Source organism: Arenibacter sp. F26102, assembly GCF_023015865.1.
Taxonomy (GTDB): domain Bacteria; phylum Bacteroidota; class Bacteroidia; order Flavobacteriales; family Flavobacteriaceae; genus Arenibacter.
This window is the reverse complement of sequence record NZ_JALKBC010000005.1, coordinates 19,721-39,674: the sequence shown is the minus strand read 5'-3', so window position 1 is coordinate 39,674 and position 19,954 is coordinate 19,721. Positions and strand designations below refer to the sequence as shown.

The following is a 19,954-nucleotide window of genomic DNA, read 5'->3' as shown; positions in this document are numbered from 1 at the left end:
TCAGGCATCTTATTCAAAACGTTTTGTACAGTATAAACTGAATCCCTGTAACCTTTAACGACAAAACTTAATACCAAAATTATGATTAAAATATATCACAATCCCAGATGTGGAAAGTCTAGGGAAGGTTTGTCCATTTTGGAAAATTCTGGAAAGGAATTTGAAATTGTAAAATATTTGGACAACGTACCTACCAAAAAGGAACTTGAGTCCATATTAAAAATACTGGGCATATCCCCTATGGATTTGGTACGTACCAACGAAGCCATTTGGAAGGAAAAATACAAGGGAAAATCATTGACGGAAGACGAGATAGTGGTTGCAATGGTAGAAAACCCTAAATTAATTGAACGTCCCATTGTAATCGAAAACAAGCAGGGAGTTATTGGACGACCTCCCGAAAAAATAAAGGACCTTTTAAAAGGACAGGAGTTAAAATGATTTGGAAAAGGAACATTTATTATTATATTATGTACTTCCCAAAGAATCAAAAACAATTGGAGCCGCAAAACGGCATAATTCTTGAAATATTCAATTTAACAAACATTTAACCATTCACGGTTAAACCATCTATTAATTTTGGAATCCCACTAAGCAGTTGACATTATGAAAACGAACAAGAAATTATTTTTAAGTGTTTTATTGATCGTACTATCATTTCCTTTTTTAAGTGCCCAATATGGGTATGGAAATGGATACGGAAATGGATATGGATACGGAGGATATGGTAGACAGCGAAACAGTATTCCACAAGCACAGGAAACGCCCAAGGAACCAGAAAAATTAACGGCAGCTCAAATTGTGGATCAGGAAATGCCAAGCATTACAGAAAAATTAGGCTTAAACCCTTTTGAGGAAGCTGTTCTGAGCACCACCTTAAAAAAATACCTGCAGGAACGTATAGAATTGCAGATACTGGAACTACCAGCCGATAAGATGCGGGAAAGTTATGAGAAAATTACCTTAAAGCAAGATGAAGAACTTAAGGCAGGATTACCAGCGGATAAGTATGAGGCCTTTGTAGAACTTCAGAAAAACGGTTTTAAAAAGGTTAAAGAAAAAAAGAAGAAGAAGAAGAAAAAGAATAGATCTAAAACATAGCAAATGAAAAAACTACTCCCAGTTACACTATTATTAATCACTTTAATAGGTTATGCACAGGGGGGCCAAGGCCCGCAAGAACCGATAAAAATAACTGGGACCGTTTTGGACCAAGAGACAGATCAACCACTGGAATATGCCACTTTGGTACTACAAAGTGTAAGAAATCCTGAAAAAGTAACTGGTGGTATCACAGATGCCATTGGAAAATTTGAAGTTGAGGCTGCTCCTGGCAACTACAACATTAGCGTAGAATATATCTCCTATAAATCTTATAAATTAAACAATCAAAGCTTAAGAAAGGCGACCGATTTTGGGGTAATACGTCTTGCTCTGGATGTTTCGCAGTTGGCCGAAGTTGAAGTTGTGGGCGAGCGGACTACAGTAGAATTAAGGCTGGACAAAAAAGTATACAATGTAGGTTCCGACCTTACCGTAAAAGGGGGTTCCGTAACCGATGTCCTTAGCAATGTACCCTCGGTTTCCGTGGATGTGGAAGGCAATATCAGTCTTAGGGGCAACGAAAGTGTTAGAATCCTTATCAATGGCAAGCCATCCGCCCTGTCCGGGCTAAGTCCCGAGGCGTTACAACAGTTGCCTGCAGATGCTATAGAGAAGGTAGAAGTAATTACCAACCCATCGGCCAGATATGATGCAGAAGGAACAGCAGGTATCCTAAACATCATATTAAAACAAAGTAAGACCGCTGGGCTTAATGGTTCTGTAAATGTTTATACGGGACACCCAGAGACCTATGGCGGTTCTGTAAGCCTAAATTTAAGACGCGATAATTTCAATGTTTTTACCAATACCACCTATCGTTACCGCAGCGGACCAGGTAATGCCTTGTTCAATCAAGAAAATTTTGACAGTAATGGCAATACCCTGAGTTACCAGGATGAAATAAGGGATTACCAAAGAAAGGACAAAAGCTTTAACACCAATGTTGGTTTTGAACTGTTTTTAGATAAAAGCAGCAGTATTACCAACTCCCTTGTTTTTGGTAAATCCAATGGTGACAACACAGTTAATGTGGATTTTTCCAATTTTGATGAGAATAGAACCCCCACCATCCAAAGAAACCGATTTACGGTTGAGGACGAGTTTGAGGAAGAGGTGCAATACTCTTTAAATTATCAGAAGAAATTTGAAAAAGAAGGACACACACTTACTTTCGATTACCAATATTCCAAAGGAATTGATGATGAAAACTCAATAATCAAAGAGGTTATCTTGGGGGATAATATTGCCCTGGAAACGGAAAAGACCATAGATGCCCAAACACAAATTAGCCAATTGGTGCAAATGGATTATGTGCTTCCCTTTGGAAAGGATAACAAGTCCCAATTTGAAATAGGGTATCGCGGAACTTTCAATAATAACAATACCGACTTTGATTTTGGCATAGAGCAGGAAGATGGGAGTTTTGACAGCGACCCCAACTTTAGCAACGAATTAAATTATAAGGAATACGTAAATGCCGCCTATACGCAATTAGGATCTAAATTCGATAAATTCAGTATTCTAGGTGGATTGAGAGTTGAGGCTTCCGATATTGGAGTAGAACTATTGAACACCAACGAAATAACCAATAAGGATTATGTAAATTGGTTTCCTTCGATATTTTTGGGATATGAATTTTCAGAAAAGGAGCAAGTTACTTTAAGCTATAGCAAAAGACTCAGAAGACCGCGATCTAGGTTTATAAACCCATTTCCCTCCAGGTCCAGTAACACCAATCTTTTTCAAGGAAACGCGGATTTGGACCCTACTTTTACAGATGCATATGACCTTGGATATTTAAAAAGATGGGATAAATTCACTTTTACAACATCTGGATACTTTAATAGGTCTACTGGAGTGTTTCAATTTGTTTCCAGGGAGACCGGTGATTTTGTCACGATTGAAAATCCGGACGATCCACAAAATCCAATTGTCGTACCTGTACAGGTACGTAGCCCTATAAATTTGGCCACCGAAGATCGTTATGGTATGGAGTTTACCACTACATATACCCCAAAAAGAAATTGGAGATTAACTTGGAACGTCAATGCTTTTCAAAGGGATTTACAGGGAGATTTCACTTATATAAACAGTCAAAATGAAGAAATAGTTCAAAATTTTGATGCCAATAACTTTTCATGGTTTACGCGCTTTAGTGCAAAAATACCATTACCTGGAAAAATCGACTTTCAGACCAACTTCTTTTATATGGGCCCTTCCGAAGATGCCCAAAACACCAGTAAGGGTATGTTGAGTTCAGATCTTGGCTTAAGTAAGGATATCCTAAAAGATAAAGGCTCCCTAACCTTGAACGTAGGGGACATATTCAATACCAGAAAACGTAAAAGCGATACAAGAACCGAAAACGTAGCTACCTATAGTGAATTTCAATGGAGGCAAAGGCAAATTACCTTGTCTTTTCAATACAGATTCAATCAACCCCAGAATCAGAAAGGAAGAAATGGCGGAGGCCGCAATGGCGGTGGGGAAGACATGGATTTTGAAGGATAAAAGCTAAAACTTCAAAAACAAAAAGGGAACCGATGGGTTCCCTTTTTGTTTTATATATCGTAATCCTATTCGTTACGCTTCGCTTTTTTAGCAGCGCGCTTCTCCTTAAAGATTTCAAGTAGAGCACCACCTATCCAATAGGGTATAACAAATGTCAACAGAAAAATCATCAACCAAAAACCGATGGTTAAGATGGTCAAAAATGCTAAAAACCCTAGATATTGGTCAAAATCGAACATGATTGGTATGTTTTTTTAATTGTGGTACAAAGATATCAAAATCTAAGTTATTATTCCAAGGGCTATTAAAAATAATTTGCACAATTAGAGCACAAATTTTTCCCTGCTTACTCTCACCATAGACCATTTCTCAAGAACCTTACAAATCCCAAACCAGTGGAATAATAACCATGGGTCTTTTTATTTTAAGTTGTCCAGTATAAAATCCAGGGTCCTGTTATTATTACAATTCTGCCTAAAGGCCACATTGGTATGGGTCAAATCATTTGCTAGGCCCAAGTCTTTAAATCGGTTTATGGTGGCTTCAGATTCCATGGTAACCTTGCCCGTCAGCAAATTGTCCATAGACAAACCATTCTTGTGTCGTTTGTATATCTTTTTCAATCCACTTAAATACAAGCGATCTTTGGTAAATCCACCGCCTCTATGGACGCGCATAGTTATTGTAAAGGCCTTATTTCTATCCAACTTGTACTGCCCGTAGAGCATGTCGAAAGTATCGGAAAAGCTATATCCCTTAATTAAACTATCGGAGGCCAAGACCCTGTAGGCCAATTCCTTTACTCTTTTCAAGGTAAGGGCACCACTCATATACTCACTAAAAACCGCCAAACCTTCTTGGGTTTCAACATTTTTGGGAAATCCATTGGAAAAAACTTTAAGAGGCTGTAATGCGCCGTTATAAGTGGTTACCAAATGGACTCCTATCTCATGATTGGCCAGCGTAAGCAATTGGTTCCTGCTAAAAATGGCATTTTTTTTAATTAATAGGGATTGGGTATTGTTTCTCACCATAGCATCCGCTGCAATACTATTCGAGAAGGTAATATTTAAGGGAAATTTAAATTGCTGGGCAAACTCCTCGAAATAAGACTTTGCATCCTCAGGGGTATATATTTTCTCCATATCCCTTGAATCGGGTTCGTCGCCTACATGAAGAATAAATCTGGCATTCTGAACATCCTTTTCAGTGGGAGAACCATAAACCCTGAGAGAATTATAATAGAACTTTTTACCCTGACCAATGGTCTCTATGCACTGTATCATATTGGCATAGTAATAGATCACCTCCTGATAAAATTTTCTTATCTGTTCATCCTTGATGCGCTCCAACCGTTGGGAGAAGAACAGTCTGTGCAATTTATAAGGGTCAAATTGAAGTTTCTTATACTTAAATATAGGCTCCTCTACATACTTGGAAGAAAAAAATCGATGCTTTTCCTTTTCAATATTTAGCGGGTTTAAATAGGTAAGTAGTTCAATTTTCTTTACCAATCGGTCTAGGTTGGCATCTATTTCGAATACATTGGGAAACTGCCGTACAACCTCCTGTGGTCCCTTTTCTTTAATCATATAACCATATCTACGAATTACAAAATTTATAAACTTTCTATCGAAAATACAAAGCGCAATAAATCCCTTTATCCTTTCAGTGGGATGAATACCAAGAATTGTAGATTATTGTGGCTTTTTGTAATGATCGCTCCATTCTTTGACTTTAGGTTCTCCTAATTTATCAACAGACTTTGCCACCATCATGGACACCGCAGCATCTCCGGTAACATTAACTACCGTTCTACACATATCCAAAGGCCTATCTACAGCAAAGATCAATGCCAGTCCGGCTTCAGGAATCCCGGCCTGTGCCAAAACAATTACCAGCATAACCATTCCTGCTCCCGGTACGGCGGCACTACCAATTGAAGCCAAGGTGGCCGTAACTATAATGCCAAGTTGGGTGCCGAAACTAAGATCCATTCCAAAGGCTTGGGCTATAAATACAGCCGCAACAGCTTGATATAGGCTTGTACCATCCATATTTATAGTAGCCCCAATGGGCAATACAAAACTGGCAACTTCTTCCTCTACCCCTAAATGCTCCTCTACCCGTTCCATGGTTACCGGTAGTGTAGCAGCACTGGAACTGGTTGAAAACGCCAGCAACTGTGCAGGGGAAATTCCATTGATAAAAAATGATGGTTTACTTTTGGTAAATATCCATACCAATGAAATATATACGCCTATCATCAAAATTAACCCCAAAAGTACACTGATAGCATACCATCCCAATGCTTTGAATAGATCAAAACTGGGCGATTCCACTACCAAAGCTGCCAATAAGGCAAAAACTCCGTAGGGAGCGGCCAGCATAATCAAATCGATCAACTTCAGAATTACCTCATTAAATCCATCAAAAAATTTCTTTACCGGATCGGCCTGCTCCGCAGGTATCAAAATAAGTCCTATCCCGAAGAAAATGGCAAAAAAGATGACCTGCAACATGTTTCCGTTATCACTGGCCGCAGCAAAAATATTACTGGGAACCAAATCCTCCAATGCTCGTAAGGGTCCGGACTCCTTTTGCTCATTGGCCTGGGAAATTTTGGAATCGGCATCGCCTTTATAATTTTCCACCAATTCGTTACGTGTCTCTTCGCTAATTGAGGATCCCGGCTTTATCACATTCACTATAGTAAGACCAATGGAAACGGCAATTACAGTAGTCACAATGTAAATTCCAATAGTCCTCCCTCCCATTTTGGAAAGTTTGGAAATATCTTTTAGGTCTGAAACCCCCTTGATCAAGGAAGCTAAAATTAATGGAACCGCTATGAGTTTTAAGGAATTAATAAAAATATTCCCGAACGGTTTAATCCAATCCGAAACTATTTTGGGACCCCATTCAAACTGAACCATGGCTAGGGCAAAAAGAACTCCGCCCACCATTCCCAATATAATTTGCCAGTGCAATTCCAACTTCCTCATAAAAACAATGATTTAGATTGGAAAGATAGCATTTTGTGGTACAAAGCACCAAAAATACAGGGCTATAATTTAATGGTCCTATTTAGCAATGTAAAATCGGCCATTACCAAAGCTGCCATGGCCTCTACTATTGGTACCGCTCTAGGGACTACGCATGGGTCGTGCCTGCCCTTACCCTGAGTGGTTACTTTATTCCCCTCCTTGTCTATAGTATCATAGGCCTGAATTACTGTGGCTACAGGTTTAAAGGCAATATTGAAGTAAATATCCATTCCGTTGCTAATACCTCCTTGAATACCACCGCTATGATTGGTTTTTGTGGTGCCATCCGTATTAAATTGGTCATTATGGGCACTACCTTTCATCTTTACCCCTTCAAATCCGCTACCATACTCAAAGCCTTTTACAGCATTGATGGAAAGCATAGCCTTACCCAATTCGGCATGCAGCTTGTCAAAAACAGGTTCCCCTAAGCCAATTGGAACATTTTGGATAACACAGGTAATAATCCCACCAATGGTATCGCCTTCTTTTTTTATTTTTTTGATATAATCTTCCATTTTGGCCGCCATGGCGGTATCCGGACATCGTACCGGATTGGATTCTATAAGTGAAAAATCGAGTTCTTGGTAGCTTTTGTTCAATGATAGCTCCCCAACTTGGGAAACGTATGCATTTATTTTCATATTACCCAAAAATTGCTTGGCAATGGCACCAGCTACTACCCTACTGGCGGTTTCCCTTGCGGAACTCCTACCTCCCCCGCGATAATCCCTAAAACCATATTTTTGATCATAGACGTAATCGGCATGCGAAGGCCTGTAAGAGTCCTTTATATGCGAGTAATCATGAGATTTCTGATTGGTATTATGTATTGCAAAACCAATAGGTGTCCCAGTGGTCTTCCCTTCAAAAAGTCCGGAATAAAATTCAACTGTATCCGGCTCCTTACGTTGTGTAACAATGGCAGACTGACCTGGTTTACGCCTATCCAAATCCTCCTGAATGGCTTCCAAATTCAATTCTATGCCCGCTGGACAACCATCCAATACACCTCCAATAGCAACACCGTGAGATTCTCCAAAGGAGGATAATTTAAAAAGGGTTCCAAAAGTATTTCCTGCCATAATCGTAATTAAAGGTTGTGGTTATGCAATGGTTTCTAAGGTGATACCTACTTAAAGATCCAAAGGTAAATCTTAAAACAGAGATACGAAAATTGAACCCTTGGTTATTGCAAAATAAACGGTATTTAACTAGAAATCCCGACAAAAAAAGCGAGGTTTGTTACACTATCCCAATTACAATAAGCCTGTAGCTTCTGAAATTCTGGTCTCATGAATAAAAACAGAATTGGCCCAACTTAATAAAAGCTTAACTATTTCCTTAATCTAATTTGATTTTACCTTCACTTTAAGTTTAAACTCAAAGCTTTAATTTGATAAAATTCCTCTTCTGTGAAAAAGCGACAAATAGATTTAGTAGTTATTTCCGATGTACATCTAGGAACGTTCGCTTGCCATGCCGATGAACTACTTGCCTATTTAAATAGTATAAATCCCAAAAGGCTTATTTTGAATGGGGATATTATGGACACAGGGCAATTAACAAAGAAATATTTTCCTCCTACCCACCTAAAAGTGCTGAGAAAAATAATGGGCATGGCCACCAATGGGACGGAAGTGCATTATATTATTGGAAATCATGATCAAAGGCTGCGAAAATTCAGTGGCACCTCTTTCGGGAATATATATTTTGTGGATAAATTAATTCTTGAATTGGATGGTAAACGAGCATGGTTCTTCCACGGTGATGTTTTTGACATTTCCATTCAGAATGCCAAATGGGTGGCAAAACTAGGGAGATATGGGTATGATCTCCTAATTCTTCTTAACAGCACCGTTAATTGGTCATTGATCAAATTAGGCCGGGAGAAATATTCCTTATCAAAAAAAATAAAGGGCAATGTCAAGGGTGCCGTTAGGTTCATCCAGAATTTTGAACACTCGGTCAAGGAACTAGCTATCGACAAAGGTTATGATTATGTTATCTGTGGACACATTCATCAACCCAAAAAAGAGATCCACGAAAATGAAAACGGCAAATGCACCTATTTAAATTCCGGGGATTGGGTAGAAAATCTTACCGCCCTGGAATACACATTTAAACGTTGGAAATTATATAGATACAGCTCGGATAAGCTATCCCCCTTCTTTGCTGATGAAGAAATTAAGGGCATGGATATACACGAATTATTGGCTGCCACATCCATAAATATAAAGCCCTCCAAAAAAACTAAAATTTAGGAGTATTCCAAGACTAAGTTTAATTACTACAAACCTTTTCACATAGCTGGTAGCTACCAAATAAAATATAAGGAAAAAGCCCCGTCCAATATTGCATAACAAATATCGGACTGGGCTAATTTTTTTATTAAAGGTAAAAAAGAGCAGGCTCATAGCAATAAGCCAAACCCTTGTTACGCAATAAGAGCCTCTTTTAAAATGGAAATAGGGTGTAAGGCCTTTCTTTTGGTGCCGTCATAAATCTGATGCCTGCAACTGGTGCCGTTGGCAGCAATGATTACTTCATCGGCAGCTTTCCTTACTGCTGGAAACAACTTTAACTCCCCTACCTGCATACTTACCTCATAATGTTCCTTTTCATAACCAAAGGACCCCGCCATTCCGCAACATCCAGAGCTAATGATCGAAACACTGTAGTTTTGTGGAAGGTTCAATATATCAAAGGTCACCTTTTGGTTGGAAATGGACTTTTGATGGCAATGCGTATGAATCTTAACGGTCTTGGCTTCCTTTGTAAAGAGGTCCGAGGTTAAAACACCGGCCTGTATTTCCTTGGCCAAAAACTCTTCAATCAGATAAGAATTGGACCCAATGGCCTCGATCTTCTGCTTGTCGAACCCAAAACGCTTGTATTCATCCCTAAACGTTAATATAGCGGATGGTTCCAAACCTAGAATAGGAAGTCCCTTATCTGTTATTTCAGAAAGTTTCTCCAAATTCTTAATGGCCAATTTTTTGGCTTGTTTTAGAAATCCTTTGGAAATATAGGTGCGTCCACTCTCGGCATAAAAAAGTTCCACAGCATAACCCAATCGCGTCAACACTTCTATGGCATCTTTTCCAAGTTCAACATCCAAGTAGTTGGTGAATTCATCTATATACAATACTACAGTGGACCTAGTGGTATTGGATTTACCTTTAGCATTTAGAAGTTCCTTATCAAAGTCTACATTGTACACCTTTGGCAAACTTCGTTGATCTGCAACTCCGACCGACTTTTTAAGCAATGCTCCAAATATTTTGGAATCGTACATGGCATTGGTTATACCTGCCATTTTACTCCCCAATTTATTAAATTTGGTATTATAGGCGAAGAGCTTGGCTCTAAGCGGGTAGCCATTCTCCTCTTGGTACTGATAAAGAAATTCTGCTTTTAAGGTAGCCACATCCACATTACTCGGACATTCACTGGAGCATGCCTTACAACTCAAACATAGGTCAAAAACTTCCTTTAGCTCCTTATTATCGAACTTATTGGTCTTTTCAGAGGAAGTTAAAAATTCCCGTAGGGCGTTGGCTCGACCACGGGTGGTGTCCTTTTCGTTTCTGGTTGCATGGTAACTGGGGCACATAGCTCCGGATACCAAATGTGTTTTTCTACAATCCCCACTCCCATTACATTTTTCTGCAGCTTTTAGAATCCCTTCACTATCGGAGAAATCCATCAATGTCTCAATCTGTGGCTCTTCCCTATCAATTTCATAACGTAGGGATTCATCCATAGGGTAGGCATCCACAATTTTCCCTGGATTGAAAATATTATAGGGATCAAAATAGCTTTTTATGCGCTTTAGCAGCTCATAATTCTTTTGCCCTATCATCAACGGAATAAATTCTGCCCTTACAATTCCATCTCCATGCTCCCCACTAAATGATCCATTGTACTTTTTGGTAAGCTTTGCAACGTCTGTAGTAATGGCCCTGAACAAAGCCACATCGGTAGATTTCTTTAAATTTAGTATTGGCCTTAAATGCAATTCTCCTGCACCCGCATGGGCATAATAGACGGCATCTTGTTTATAATCCTTCATTATTTGGGAGAACTCGCCAATAAAATCCTTTAAATCTTCCAAGGCCACCGCAGTATCCTCTATACAGGCAACCGCTTTACGGTCACCAACAATGTTACCCAATAGTCCCAGCCCTGCCTTTCTAAGTTCAATGGCCTTATTAACATCCCCTAGCCTAAGAATGGGATTGGCATAGCTTAATCCCGACTTCTTAACGGTCTCCAATAATTTTTGAATTTGAAGATCTAGATCCTCTTCGGTAAATGCCTTAACCTCCAACATCAATAATGCTGCGGGATCCCCTTCAACAAAAAATCTATTCTCCAATTGGGTGCGGTTATTTTTGGTACAATCCAAAATTACCTTATCCATCATTTCACAGAGATGCAAATTATGCCCCATCACAGGAGCAACATCCAATAAACAGTCCTCCAACGTTTTGTAATGGGTAACCACCATGGCTGAAAGTTTGGGAGGCATCTCTGTTAATTGAAGCACTATTTCTGTGGTAAAGGCCAAAGTTCCCTCACTCCCACTCAATAATTTACATAGGTTTATTCCCTCGTCGCCATCGCCAAAAATATTATTATGCAGTAGCTCGTCCACAGCATAACCCGTATTGCGTCTATGGATTTGGGGTTTTGGAAATTCCTTAACAATTTCCGCCTGTATCTCCTTATTGCTTAATTCTTTATGAATGTTGTTGTAAATTTCTCCTTCAAAACTGTCCAAGGACATTTTACCCAGAAATTCGTTCATGGACAAAGTCCTAAATTCAACCTTATTACCATCGGATAAAAATGTCTTAAGGGAAACCACCTGATCACGGGTAACCCCGTATTGTATTGAAGTAGTACCCGAGGAATTATTACCGACCATCCCCCCGATCATACAACGATTGGAGGTAGAAGTGTTGGGTCCAAAAAATAATCCATAAGGTGCCAAATAAAGGTTCAACTCGTCCCGAATTACCCCTGGCTGCACGGTCACCTGTTTTTTGTCGACATCAACAGAAAGTATCTTGGTGAAGTTTTTGGATACATCCACTACAATTCCATCACCAACACACTGTCCGGCAAGGGAGGTTCCGGCTGTTCTGGGTATTAGGCCAATTTTGTGTTCTCCAGCAAAAAGAATTAGCTTTTTAATATCCTCCTCAGATTTCGGGTAGGCCACGGCCATTGGCATTTTTCTATATACGGAAGCATCCGTGGCATATAGGGTGGTCATTAATTTGTCTACAAACAAATCTCCCTCTAAATCGTCCTTTAATTTATTTAGCATATTTTTATCCAACTCGAAACAATTTTGGGAACAAAATTAAGTTTTATTGTTTCAGATTAATAATGAATTAATAATTTTTACATTAATTAACTTTAGAACACTTATGAAAATTTTAAAATTGTTTACTCTATTTATGTTCTGCTCCTGGTACTCTATGAGCGCTCAGGAAATATCCGATAATACCATTGGGCTTCGCTTGGGAGATAGTGATGGCTTTGGTGCAGAAATTTCCTATCAAAAATCCTTGGATCGCGATAATAGGTTGGAAGCCAACCTCGGATGGCGGGACAGTAGGTATTTTGACGCCTTTAAATTAACGGCTCTTTACCAATGGGTTAGGCCTTTGGACGGGAACTTTAATTGGTATTACGGTGTAGGTGGTGGACTTGGAAGTGTTGATTTTGCCTCCAGGCCCAATAATCAAAATGAATACTATACCCCTGATGGAGGATTATTTGTTTTGGCTGCAGGTGATATTGGTATAGAATATAACTTTGACATTCCTTTATTGCTTTCACTTGATTTTAGACCGGAAATTGGTATTGCGGGCTATAAGAATTTTTCGGATAATTTTGATTTTGATATCGCTTTGGGCGTTCGCTATCAGTTTTGATATAAACACCTAAATACTATTTTATTAGGCCATGAATGTTCTTGTAACATTTATGGCTTTTTTTATTACCCATATATAAGTACATTTGCGGCAATAAAAAGAAAAACAATGAAGAAAATATTATTGCCCCTTACTGTGATTTTAGGAGTATTAGCTTGTAACAGTAAACCGGAGGGTTACGTTTTGAACGGAACTTTAACGGGTGATGTTGAAAACGGCACCCAAATATTTATTAGAAAGATCAATGAAAGTAATCAGCCCTTCGATATAGATACCACTACGGTTGAAAATGGCAAGTTTACTATAAGTGGCCCTGCAGATTCTCCGGAATTAATCTATGTTTTTATTGACAAAATACAAGGTTACACACCTATTGTTGCAGAAAAAGGTGAAATAGAACTAATCGCCCAAAAAGACAGTTTAAATTTTGCTACGGTCAAAGGAACCGTACAGAACGATATATTTTTTAAATATCTGAAGGAGTCCAGGTCTTTGTCCGATCAGGCAGTTTCAATCCAAAGGGATATGCAAAATGCCAATGCAAACGGCAACGAGGCCACGATCAATTCTTTGCGTGATGAATTTTCCGAACTTCAGGAAGAGTACAAGAATTTTGAATTGGATTTCATTAAAAACAATCCAAATGGTCTTATTTCCGCTTTATTGATAGAAAAGGGACTTAATTCAAGGATGGTAGAGAGTGCAGAGGCACAGAAAATGTATGATGCCCTAACTCCAGAAATAAAAGAAACACTACCGGCCAAGAACGTCCTTAAAAGTCTGGATGCAGCTAAGGAAAGGGAAGAGAAAGGCAAGAGCACTACTATAGGTGCTAAGGCTCCCGATTTTTCTGGACCTACACCAGACGGAAAGGAATTGTCCCTAAAAGAGGCTATGGGGAAAGTTACAATAGTCGATTTTTGGGCCGCATGGTGCAAGCCATGTAGAGTTGAAAACCCTAATGTGGTTAACGTTTACAATAAGTATCATTCCAAAGGACTTAATATTATTGGGGTTTCCTTGGATCGTAAGGAAGAAGATTGGAAAAAAGCCATTGCGGACGACAAACTTACCTGGAACCATATCTCCAGTTTGGATTACTTTAATGATGCCGTGGCAAAACTTTATAACGTAGAAGCAATTCCTGCTACTTTTATTCTTGACGAAAATGGGGTCATCGTTGCAAAAAATCTTAGAGGCCCAGAATTGGAGGCAAAAATCTCAGAACTTTTACAATAAAATATACTTATACTACATATAATAATAAGGGCCCGTACAATGTACGGGCCCTTATTATTTTATACATGCCCCATCCCTACATTACCTTTTGATCAGTGTTCCAATTTAAACGTTCCGCTACCTAGCAGCACAATAGCACCCACATTAAGATATTCTGGAAACCGAACTAAATCTTACCCATTTTACCCAGGATAAAAAGAAGAACAATGGGCAAGGCCAACAATAGCACCATTAAGGTATCTGTATAAAGTAGATCGGGCTTAAAAAATAGGGTAACAATATATCCGCCTATAGCGCCCCCAAAGTGGGCGGTATGACCAATGTTCCCCAATCTTGTTTTCATTCCATAAATAGAATAAAATAAATATAGAATTCCCAAAACGTAGGCAGGCAACGGAATTGGAATGAACATAATTCCCAAGCGCATTCCAGGCTCCAATAGGATCGCCGAATACAATATTCCCGTAACGGCCCCACTGGCGCCAACGGCGCTGTAATAAGGTTCACTTTTATGAAAATACAATGCCAATAAACTACCGGCAACGAGACTTATAAAATAAAGGATAACAAATTTGCCAGGTCCAAACCAATCTATGACCACATCGGCAAAAAAGTAAAGGGTAAACATATTAAAAAAAAGATGGGAGAGGTCTACATGTAAAAATCCGGATGTGAGCATCCTATCCTTTTGCCCTGTCTGTATGGCACCAACACCAAACTTATAACGTTCAAAGAATGTATTATCGTTAAATCCTTTTAAAGAAGCCAAGACGTTGGCGGCCATAATGGCAATGGTTGCAAAATGAATGTTATTCATAAAGAAAACTATTATTTTTGGGTTCAAATATAGCTATATTTGCCCTAATTATATTTGCATGCAATTTCTGGTCTATATTTTAGTTTACCCCTTACTATGGCTTATTTCCATACTACCTTTTAGACTTTTTTACTTTTTTTCAGATTTTGTTTTTATTATTCTTTACCATGTTGTTGGTTACCGAAAAAAAGTGGTGAAAGAAAATCTTACACGTGCTTTTCCCAATAAAACCAAGGAAGAAATAGCAAAGATCCAGAAAGATTTCTACCATCATATGTGCGATATGTTCCTGGAAATGGTCAAGACCTTGAACCTATCCAAAGAGGAGCTCAAAGAACGTTATAAGGTTATCAATATTGAAGTGCTACAAGAAATCGTTAAGAACAAAAGTGTTCTCATCGTATGTTCGCATTATGCCAATTGGGAGTGGAACGTGAGCATTAATAATTATGTGAATGCCCAAGGATATGCCGTTTATCAAAAGATAGGGAATTCCTATTTCGACGATCTTATAAAAAAAATAAGGGCCAAATGGAATACCACCCTAATCACCCAACAAGAAACTGTTAAAACCGTATACAGGAATGTCCAAGACGGGGTAATTTCCGCTTACGGCATGGTTAGTGATCAATCCCCACAGGTAAAGAGAGCTCAATATTGGAGCGAATTTATGGGGGTCAAGGTGCCAATTTTCAACGGCCCCGAAAGTATGGCCAGAAAATTGGATCTGGCCGTGGTTTTCCTAAAGGTATCAAAAGTAAAAAGGGGATATTATCAAGCAGAATTCATTCCAATAACAACAGCCGGCAAGCAAACCAAAAAGAACGAAATTACGGACCGATTCCTAAGATTAACGGAACAGCAGATTTTGGAACGACCGGAGTACTATCTTTGGACCCATAAGCGTTGGAAACATAGAAATAAGGTTCCCAGCCAATTTCAGTAGCCCAATTTTCAACCTCACATTTCCTGTAATCGTTCGCCGTCCAAATCCCGCTAAAGCCATTCTATTAAGCTTGTGCCACGGGCGATTATACCATAAAAACTAAATATTTTAATTTTTTTTGCGTTATAGAACAAAATTTATTTATAATAAATGGGATTTTGTCTTAGGAAAAATAATAATGAAGGTAGGATTATTTTACTTTTTTGCCTTCTATTTTACATAGGGGGACAAAGTAATTGTTATGCTACTCCCAAGACTGTTTCCGAGCTGAACAAGGTGGATAAACTATTTTTTTATGACCACCCCGGCAAAATGGAAGTGTCCCCACCAACAACCAAGAACAACCATCAGGAGTTTTGCGCAGGAGAACTACCTACCCTAGCCTCCGTTCAAATAAACGAAGCCAATATTCTTTGGTACGACAAAGCTTCCAAAGGAACGCCATTGGCACCAAATAGCCCCATAGAAAACAATGCAACGTATTATGCGGCTCAATTAATAGGAAACGAGGAAAGCACCCAGCGTTTGGCAGTGTCCATCTCCTTGACCTCCCCTTCCACGCCAACAACAATAAACACAGTCCAAGTTTTTTCATCAACCGATAATGCCACTGTTGCAGAATTGGAAGTTGAGGAAACATACATTGTCTGGTACGACGCTCCGGAGGCAGGCAACCTACTTGATTTGGATACGCCATTACAAAATGGAATGAGTTATTACGCTGCCCAAGTCACCTCCATTTGTGAAAGTATTACTAGACTAATGGTGAAGGTAGAAGTAAACGAACCATCGGATATAAAGGTCAGCAAAACGGTCAACAACAAACATCCAATGATCGGTGAAAAAGTAGTTTTTACCATTACGGTGGAGAACGATGGTATTTCCAACTTCAACAATATTGTGATTACAGAGCATCTGGATAGAGGCTATAAATATGTAAATGCGAAAACTTCGAACGGCAGCTACGATCCATCCAACCAAGTTTGGACGCTTAACTCTTTGCCTGCCAATGCTACCGCAGTTTTGAACCTCGAAGTTGAGGCCACGGAAAACGGAAGTTACAGCAGTATTGTTGCCCTTAAGGCGTCTATGCCCCAGGACATAAATTCACAAAACAACAGTGCGGAAATTATTTTGGAACCATCCTGCATAAAGATTTACAATGAATTTACCCCTAATGACGATGGGGACAACGACTATTTTAGAATAGATTGCATTGAGACCTTTCCTGAATCTGACCTGCAGGTGTTCAACAGATATGGCGCTCTTGTATATCAGAAAAAAGCTTATCAAAATGAGTGGCGAGGTTTAGCCAATGTAAATGGTGTTGGCAAAGGAGAAATATTGCCAACAGGAACCTACTTCTATATCCTAAAAACAGATGCTTTGAGCGAAAACAAAACCGGCTGGATATTTTTAAGAAAAGAATAATGAGCCATACCTTTTAAACCAATAGATGAAAACCCCCTTAAATTATTGTTTAAAGCTAACCTTACTGTTTCTCCTATTAAGTGGAGGTAGACTGCTGGCGCAGCAGTTGCCACAGTATACCCAGTATATGTACAATACCTCTACAATAAATCCTGCATACGTTAATGAAAACAACCGTATGGATGCCACTTTGAGCTACCGGGCCCAATGGATAGGGATCGATGGTGCCCCCGAAACAAAAGCGCTGACCGTTTCCGGAATCATCAACAACAGAATTGGATTGGGCATTAACATTTTTAAGGATAACATTGGACCTTCGACCGAGTTTAATTCCAACGCGGTTTTCTCCTACTATCTAAACCTGAGCAAAAAAATAAAAATGTCCCTTGGCCTAAATGCCGGTATCGATTTTTTCGAGGTCGATTATTCTAAAGGCAGCTATTACGATCAGGATGATATTCTTTTCAGTTATGACAATTATTACAATGCACTCCCAGCAGTAGGAGCCGGAATATTTATTTTTACTGACAACTGGTACGTCGGGTTTTCCGTTCCCAATATGCTCATAAACCAATCCAATGTAGAAAGTGATAAAAATTTGATCCATCGGGACAACCATATGTACTTTATTGGTGGGTATGTTATGGACCTTTCTGCCTCCCTAAAGTTAAAACCTTCAATTTTGGTAAAGACCATTGATAATGCACCTCCAACAATAGACGCCTCCCTAAACGTACTATTTCTGCAAAAATTTACGTTGGGTGCATCACATAGACTTAAGGACAGTTATAGTGCCTTGGCTGGATTCCAAATTTCCAAAAACTTTTTTCTGGGCTATTCCTATGATTACAGTATATCCGATCTTGGTGATTACAATCAGGGGTCGCACGAAATAATCCTCAAGTATTTAATGCCACGATGGGGGCCAAATGCCCGTTCACCCAGATTTTTCTAAGCAAAGACCTATGAAAATTATCCTATCCATATTCGCATTATTAATATTTAATATCCATTTGGGACAGAATTCCAGAGCGGATGCGAACGAGTATTTTCAGAACTTAAATTTTGCCGAGGCCATAAATCTTTACCAGCAACTGGAATCGAAGAAGAAAAAATCCAAACCTCTGTTTGTAGAGCGCTTGGCAGAAAGCTATTTCAGTATTAATGATTATACCAATGCTAAAATTTGGTACGAAAAATTATATGCCCTGAAAGAGAAAAGAGTGGATGAAGTAACCTTTATCAGATACATACAAAGCCTAAAAGCCTGTGAGGATTATTCAGTTGCCAATATTCTAATAAAGGAATATTACAACTATGATAAGCAAAAACTAGGCACCATCCTTGAGCAGGAAAAATATTTGGATAGCCTAATGGTAGAAGAACCCACGTACAACATTGCAAATTCCCAAATTAACTCCCCCCTTTCCGACTTTGCCCCAATGTACTACAAAGATGATATAGTATTTTCCTCCAGTCGAGCACCGGAGTTTTCAGAAGATGCCGAGTATTCTTGGAACAACCAACCGTATCTTTCCATTTTAGTGGCCGATAGGAACAAAACTACAGGGGAGCTTAGCGATGTAGAAAAATTCCATCAGAACATTCAATCTTCCTATCACGAAGGGACACTGACCTATTCTTCGGATTATAAAACCGTTTATTTTACCCAAAATTATTTAAAGGGCAACGACTTACAGGTAAACCCAAAGGGGTTCTCCAATATGCAGATCTTACGGGGAGAGGTGGAAGGAGATTCCATTGTGAATGCAGTTTCCTTGAAATTCAATAATCCCAAATACTCCTTCGGGCATCCATTCTTAACTGAAGATGGGAAGCGATTATTCTTTGTCGCCAACATGTACGGAGGCTTTGGAGAAACTGATATTTACTATGTAGATATTGATGAGGACGGAAAGTTGGGCCCTGCCACCAACCTTGGACCTACCGTTAATACACCGGGAAGGGAAATGTTTCCCTATGTTGCCGGCCAATACTTGTATTTTGCTTCGGACAGTCATTTTGGCCTGGGCGGATTGGATATTTTTAAATCTGAAATTGAATCGAAAAATGAATATGGAATCCCAAAAAATATGGGAATGCCCATCAATAGCAATATGGATGATTTTGCTTTTATCATAAACGATTCAATAAACACCGGCTACTTTTCATCCAACAGGGCCAATGGCAAAGGGGACGATGATATTTACTCCTTTAGTAAATTGGCAGAAATGATGATATATAAGGGCAATATATTGGATGATATGTCCAAAGCTCCCATTCCAGGGGTTACTGTAAAAGTATACGACAGTAACAAACAGTTGGTTACAGAAGCTAGCACCGATGAGCAAGGTAATTTTCAGGTGGAGCTATCCCCTAGCAGCAATCACATTTTCGCCTTTCTAAAGCTGGAATACAAACAAGAAATTAAGGCGGTGAACAATGCAGATTCACCAGGCCTTTTTAAAGACCTTAATAGCACTACATTAATTCCATTTTCAAGTTTTGTGGTTAACGAAGGTGGGGTAGAAAAAGTTAGGGTAAACCCGATATTTTTTAATCTGAACCGATTTAATATAACCTATAAAGCAGCGGCAGAGCTGGATAAGATAGTGAGCTTTATGAATGACTTTCCATCTGTAAAAATTAAGATAGAGGCGCATACAGATTCTAGGGCCTCGGATGAATTTAATTTGCAACTTTCTGACAATAGGGCAAAATCTACCCTGGATTATCTTATTTATAAGGGCATAGATCCCTCAAGAATTGAGAGTGCAGTCGGCTATGGCGAGTCCCGTTTGATCAATAATTGTGCTAACGGAGTTCCCTGCAGCAATGAAGATCATTTGGACAATAGACGTTGCGATTTCATAATTATAGGCAAATAATGAACAAAAAGTTTTAGTGC

At 39.1% G+C, this 19,954-nt stretch carries 16 protein-coding genes; 10 read left to right on the top strand and 6 right to left on the bottom strand.

The window, feature by feature from the left end; genetic code table 11:
- The first annotated feature begins 81 nt into the window (after positions 1 to 81).
- The 3 genes from arsC to MWU78_RS07960 all read left to right on the top strand — a co-directional run bounded on the left by arsC (position 82) and on the right by MWU78_RS07960 (position 3,615).
- Positions 82 to 441, top strand: a complete 360-nt coding sequence (gene arsC, locus MWU78_RS07970) for an arsenate reductase (glutaredoxin) (RefSeq protein WP_246996732.1) — start codon at positions 82 to 84, stop codon at positions 439 to 441.
- A gap of 165 nt (positions 442 to 606) precedes the next feature.
- Positions 607 to 1,101, top strand: a complete 495-nt coding sequence (locus tag MWU78_RS07965; protein WP_246996730.1) for a hypothetical protein — start codon at positions 607 to 609, stop codon at positions 1,099 to 1,101.
- A gap of 3 nt (positions 1,102 to 1,104) precedes the next feature.
- Entirely contained in the window at positions 1,105 to 3,615 is a 2,511-nt protein-coding gene (locus MWU78_RS07960) for a TonB-dependent receptor (protein ID WP_246996728.1), read from the top strand.
- Between the two features lie 65 nt (positions 3,616 to 3,680).
- On the opposite strand, the gene MWU78_RS07955 is transcribed toward MWU78_RS07960, so the two are convergent.
- The 4 genes from MWU78_RS07955 to aroC form a co-directional block, all read right to left on the bottom strand.
- Entirely contained in the window at positions 3,681 to 3,854 is a 174-nt protein-coding gene (locus MWU78_RS07955; RefSeq protein WP_187587391.1) for a hypothetical protein, read from the bottom strand.
- A 180-nt stretch (positions 3,855 to 4,034) separates the two neighbouring features.
- Entirely contained in the window at positions 4,035 to 5,207 is a 1,173-nt protein-coding gene (locus MWU78_RS07950; protein WP_246996726.1) for a flavohemoglobin expression-modulating QEGLA motif protein, read from the bottom strand.
- Positions 5,208 to 5,312: 105 nt separating this feature from the next.
- Positions 5,313 to 6,620: a dicarboxylate/amino acid:cation symporter gene (locus MWU78_RS07945; protein ID WP_246996725.1), complete on the bottom strand. Its 1,308-nt coding sequence runs from the start codon at positions 6,618 to 6,620 to the stop codon at positions 5,313 to 5,315.
- 62 nt (positions 6,621 to 6,682) lie between these two features.
- Entirely contained in the window at positions 6,683 to 7,747 is a 1,065-nt protein-coding gene (gene aroC / locus MWU78_RS07940; RefSeq protein WP_246996723.1) for a chorismate synthase, read from the bottom strand.
- Positions 7,748 to 8,077: 330 nt separating this feature from the next.
- Between aroC and MWU78_RS07935 the strand changes: the two genes are divergently transcribed.
- Complete coding sequence (locus MWU78_RS07935) at positions 8,078 to 8,926, top strand: UDP-2,3-diacylglucosamine diphosphatase (protein WP_246996721.1); 849 nt, start codon at positions 8,078 to 8,080, stop codon at positions 8,924 to 8,926.
- Between the two features lie 173 nt (positions 8,927 to 9,099).
- Here the strand turns inward: MWU78_RS07935 and MWU78_RS07930 are convergent, their stop codons facing one another.
- Positions 9,100 to 12,000, bottom strand: a complete 2,901-nt coding sequence (locus MWU78_RS07930; protein ID WP_246996719.1) for an FAD-binding and (Fe-S)-binding domain-containing protein — start codon at positions 11,998 to 12,000, stop codon at positions 9,100 to 9,102.
- Positions 12,001 to 12,103: 103 nt separating this feature from the next.
- Between MWU78_RS07930 and MWU78_RS07925 the strand changes: the two genes are divergently transcribed.
- Positions 12,104 to 12,613, top strand: coding sequence for a hypothetical protein (locus MWU78_RS07925; RefSeq protein WP_246996717.1), 510 nt, complete (start codon positions 12,104 to 12,106; stop codon positions 12,611 to 12,613).
- Positions 12,614 to 12,721: 108 nt separating this feature from the next.
- Positions 12,722 to 13,852: a TlpA disulfide reductase family protein gene (locus MWU78_RS07920; protein ID WP_246996715.1), complete on the top strand. Its 1,131-nt coding sequence runs from the start codon at positions 12,722 to 12,724 to the stop codon at positions 13,850 to 13,852.
- Positions 13,853 to 14,018: 166 nt separating this feature from the next.
- Here the strand turns inward: MWU78_RS07920 and MWU78_RS07915 are convergent, their stop codons facing one another.
- Complete coding sequence (locus tag MWU78_RS07915) at positions 14,019 to 14,669, bottom strand: rhomboid family intramembrane serine protease (RefSeq protein WP_246996713.1); 651 nt, start codon at positions 14,667 to 14,669, stop codon at positions 14,019 to 14,021.
- A 58-nt stretch (positions 14,670 to 14,727) separates the two neighbouring features.
- Here MWU78_RS07915 and MWU78_RS07910 point away from each other — a divergent pair, with 58 nt between their 5' ends.
- From MWU78_RS07910 to MWU78_RS07895, 4 genes are all read left to right on the top strand, one after another.
- Positions 14,728 to 15,615 (top strand): lysophospholipid acyltransferase family protein, encoded by an 888-nt coding sequence (locus tag MWU78_RS07910; protein WP_246996711.1) that lies wholly within the window; start codon positions 14,728 to 14,730, stop codon positions 15,613 to 15,615.
- A gap of 150 nt (positions 15,616 to 15,765) precedes the next feature.
- Positions 15,766 to 17,046: a gliding motility-associated C-terminal domain-containing protein gene (locus MWU78_RS07905; protein WP_246996709.1), complete on the top strand. Its 1,281-nt coding sequence runs from the start codon at positions 15,766 to 15,768 to the stop codon at positions 17,044 to 17,046.
- A 25-nt stretch (positions 17,047 to 17,071) separates the two neighbouring features.
- Positions 17,072 to 18,001, top strand: a complete 930-nt coding sequence (locus tag MWU78_RS07900; protein ID WP_246996706.1) for a type IX secretion system membrane protein PorP/SprF — start codon at positions 17,072 to 17,074, stop codon at positions 17,999 to 18,001.
- 10 nt (positions 18,002 to 18,011) lie between these two features.
- On the top strand, positions 18,012 to 19,934 hold the full coding sequence (locus tag MWU78_RS07895; RefSeq protein ID WP_246996704.1) for an OmpA family protein: 1,923 nt from the start codon (positions 18,012 to 18,014) through the stop codon (positions 19,932 to 19,934).
- Positions 19,935 to 19,954: the final 20 nt, after the last annotated feature.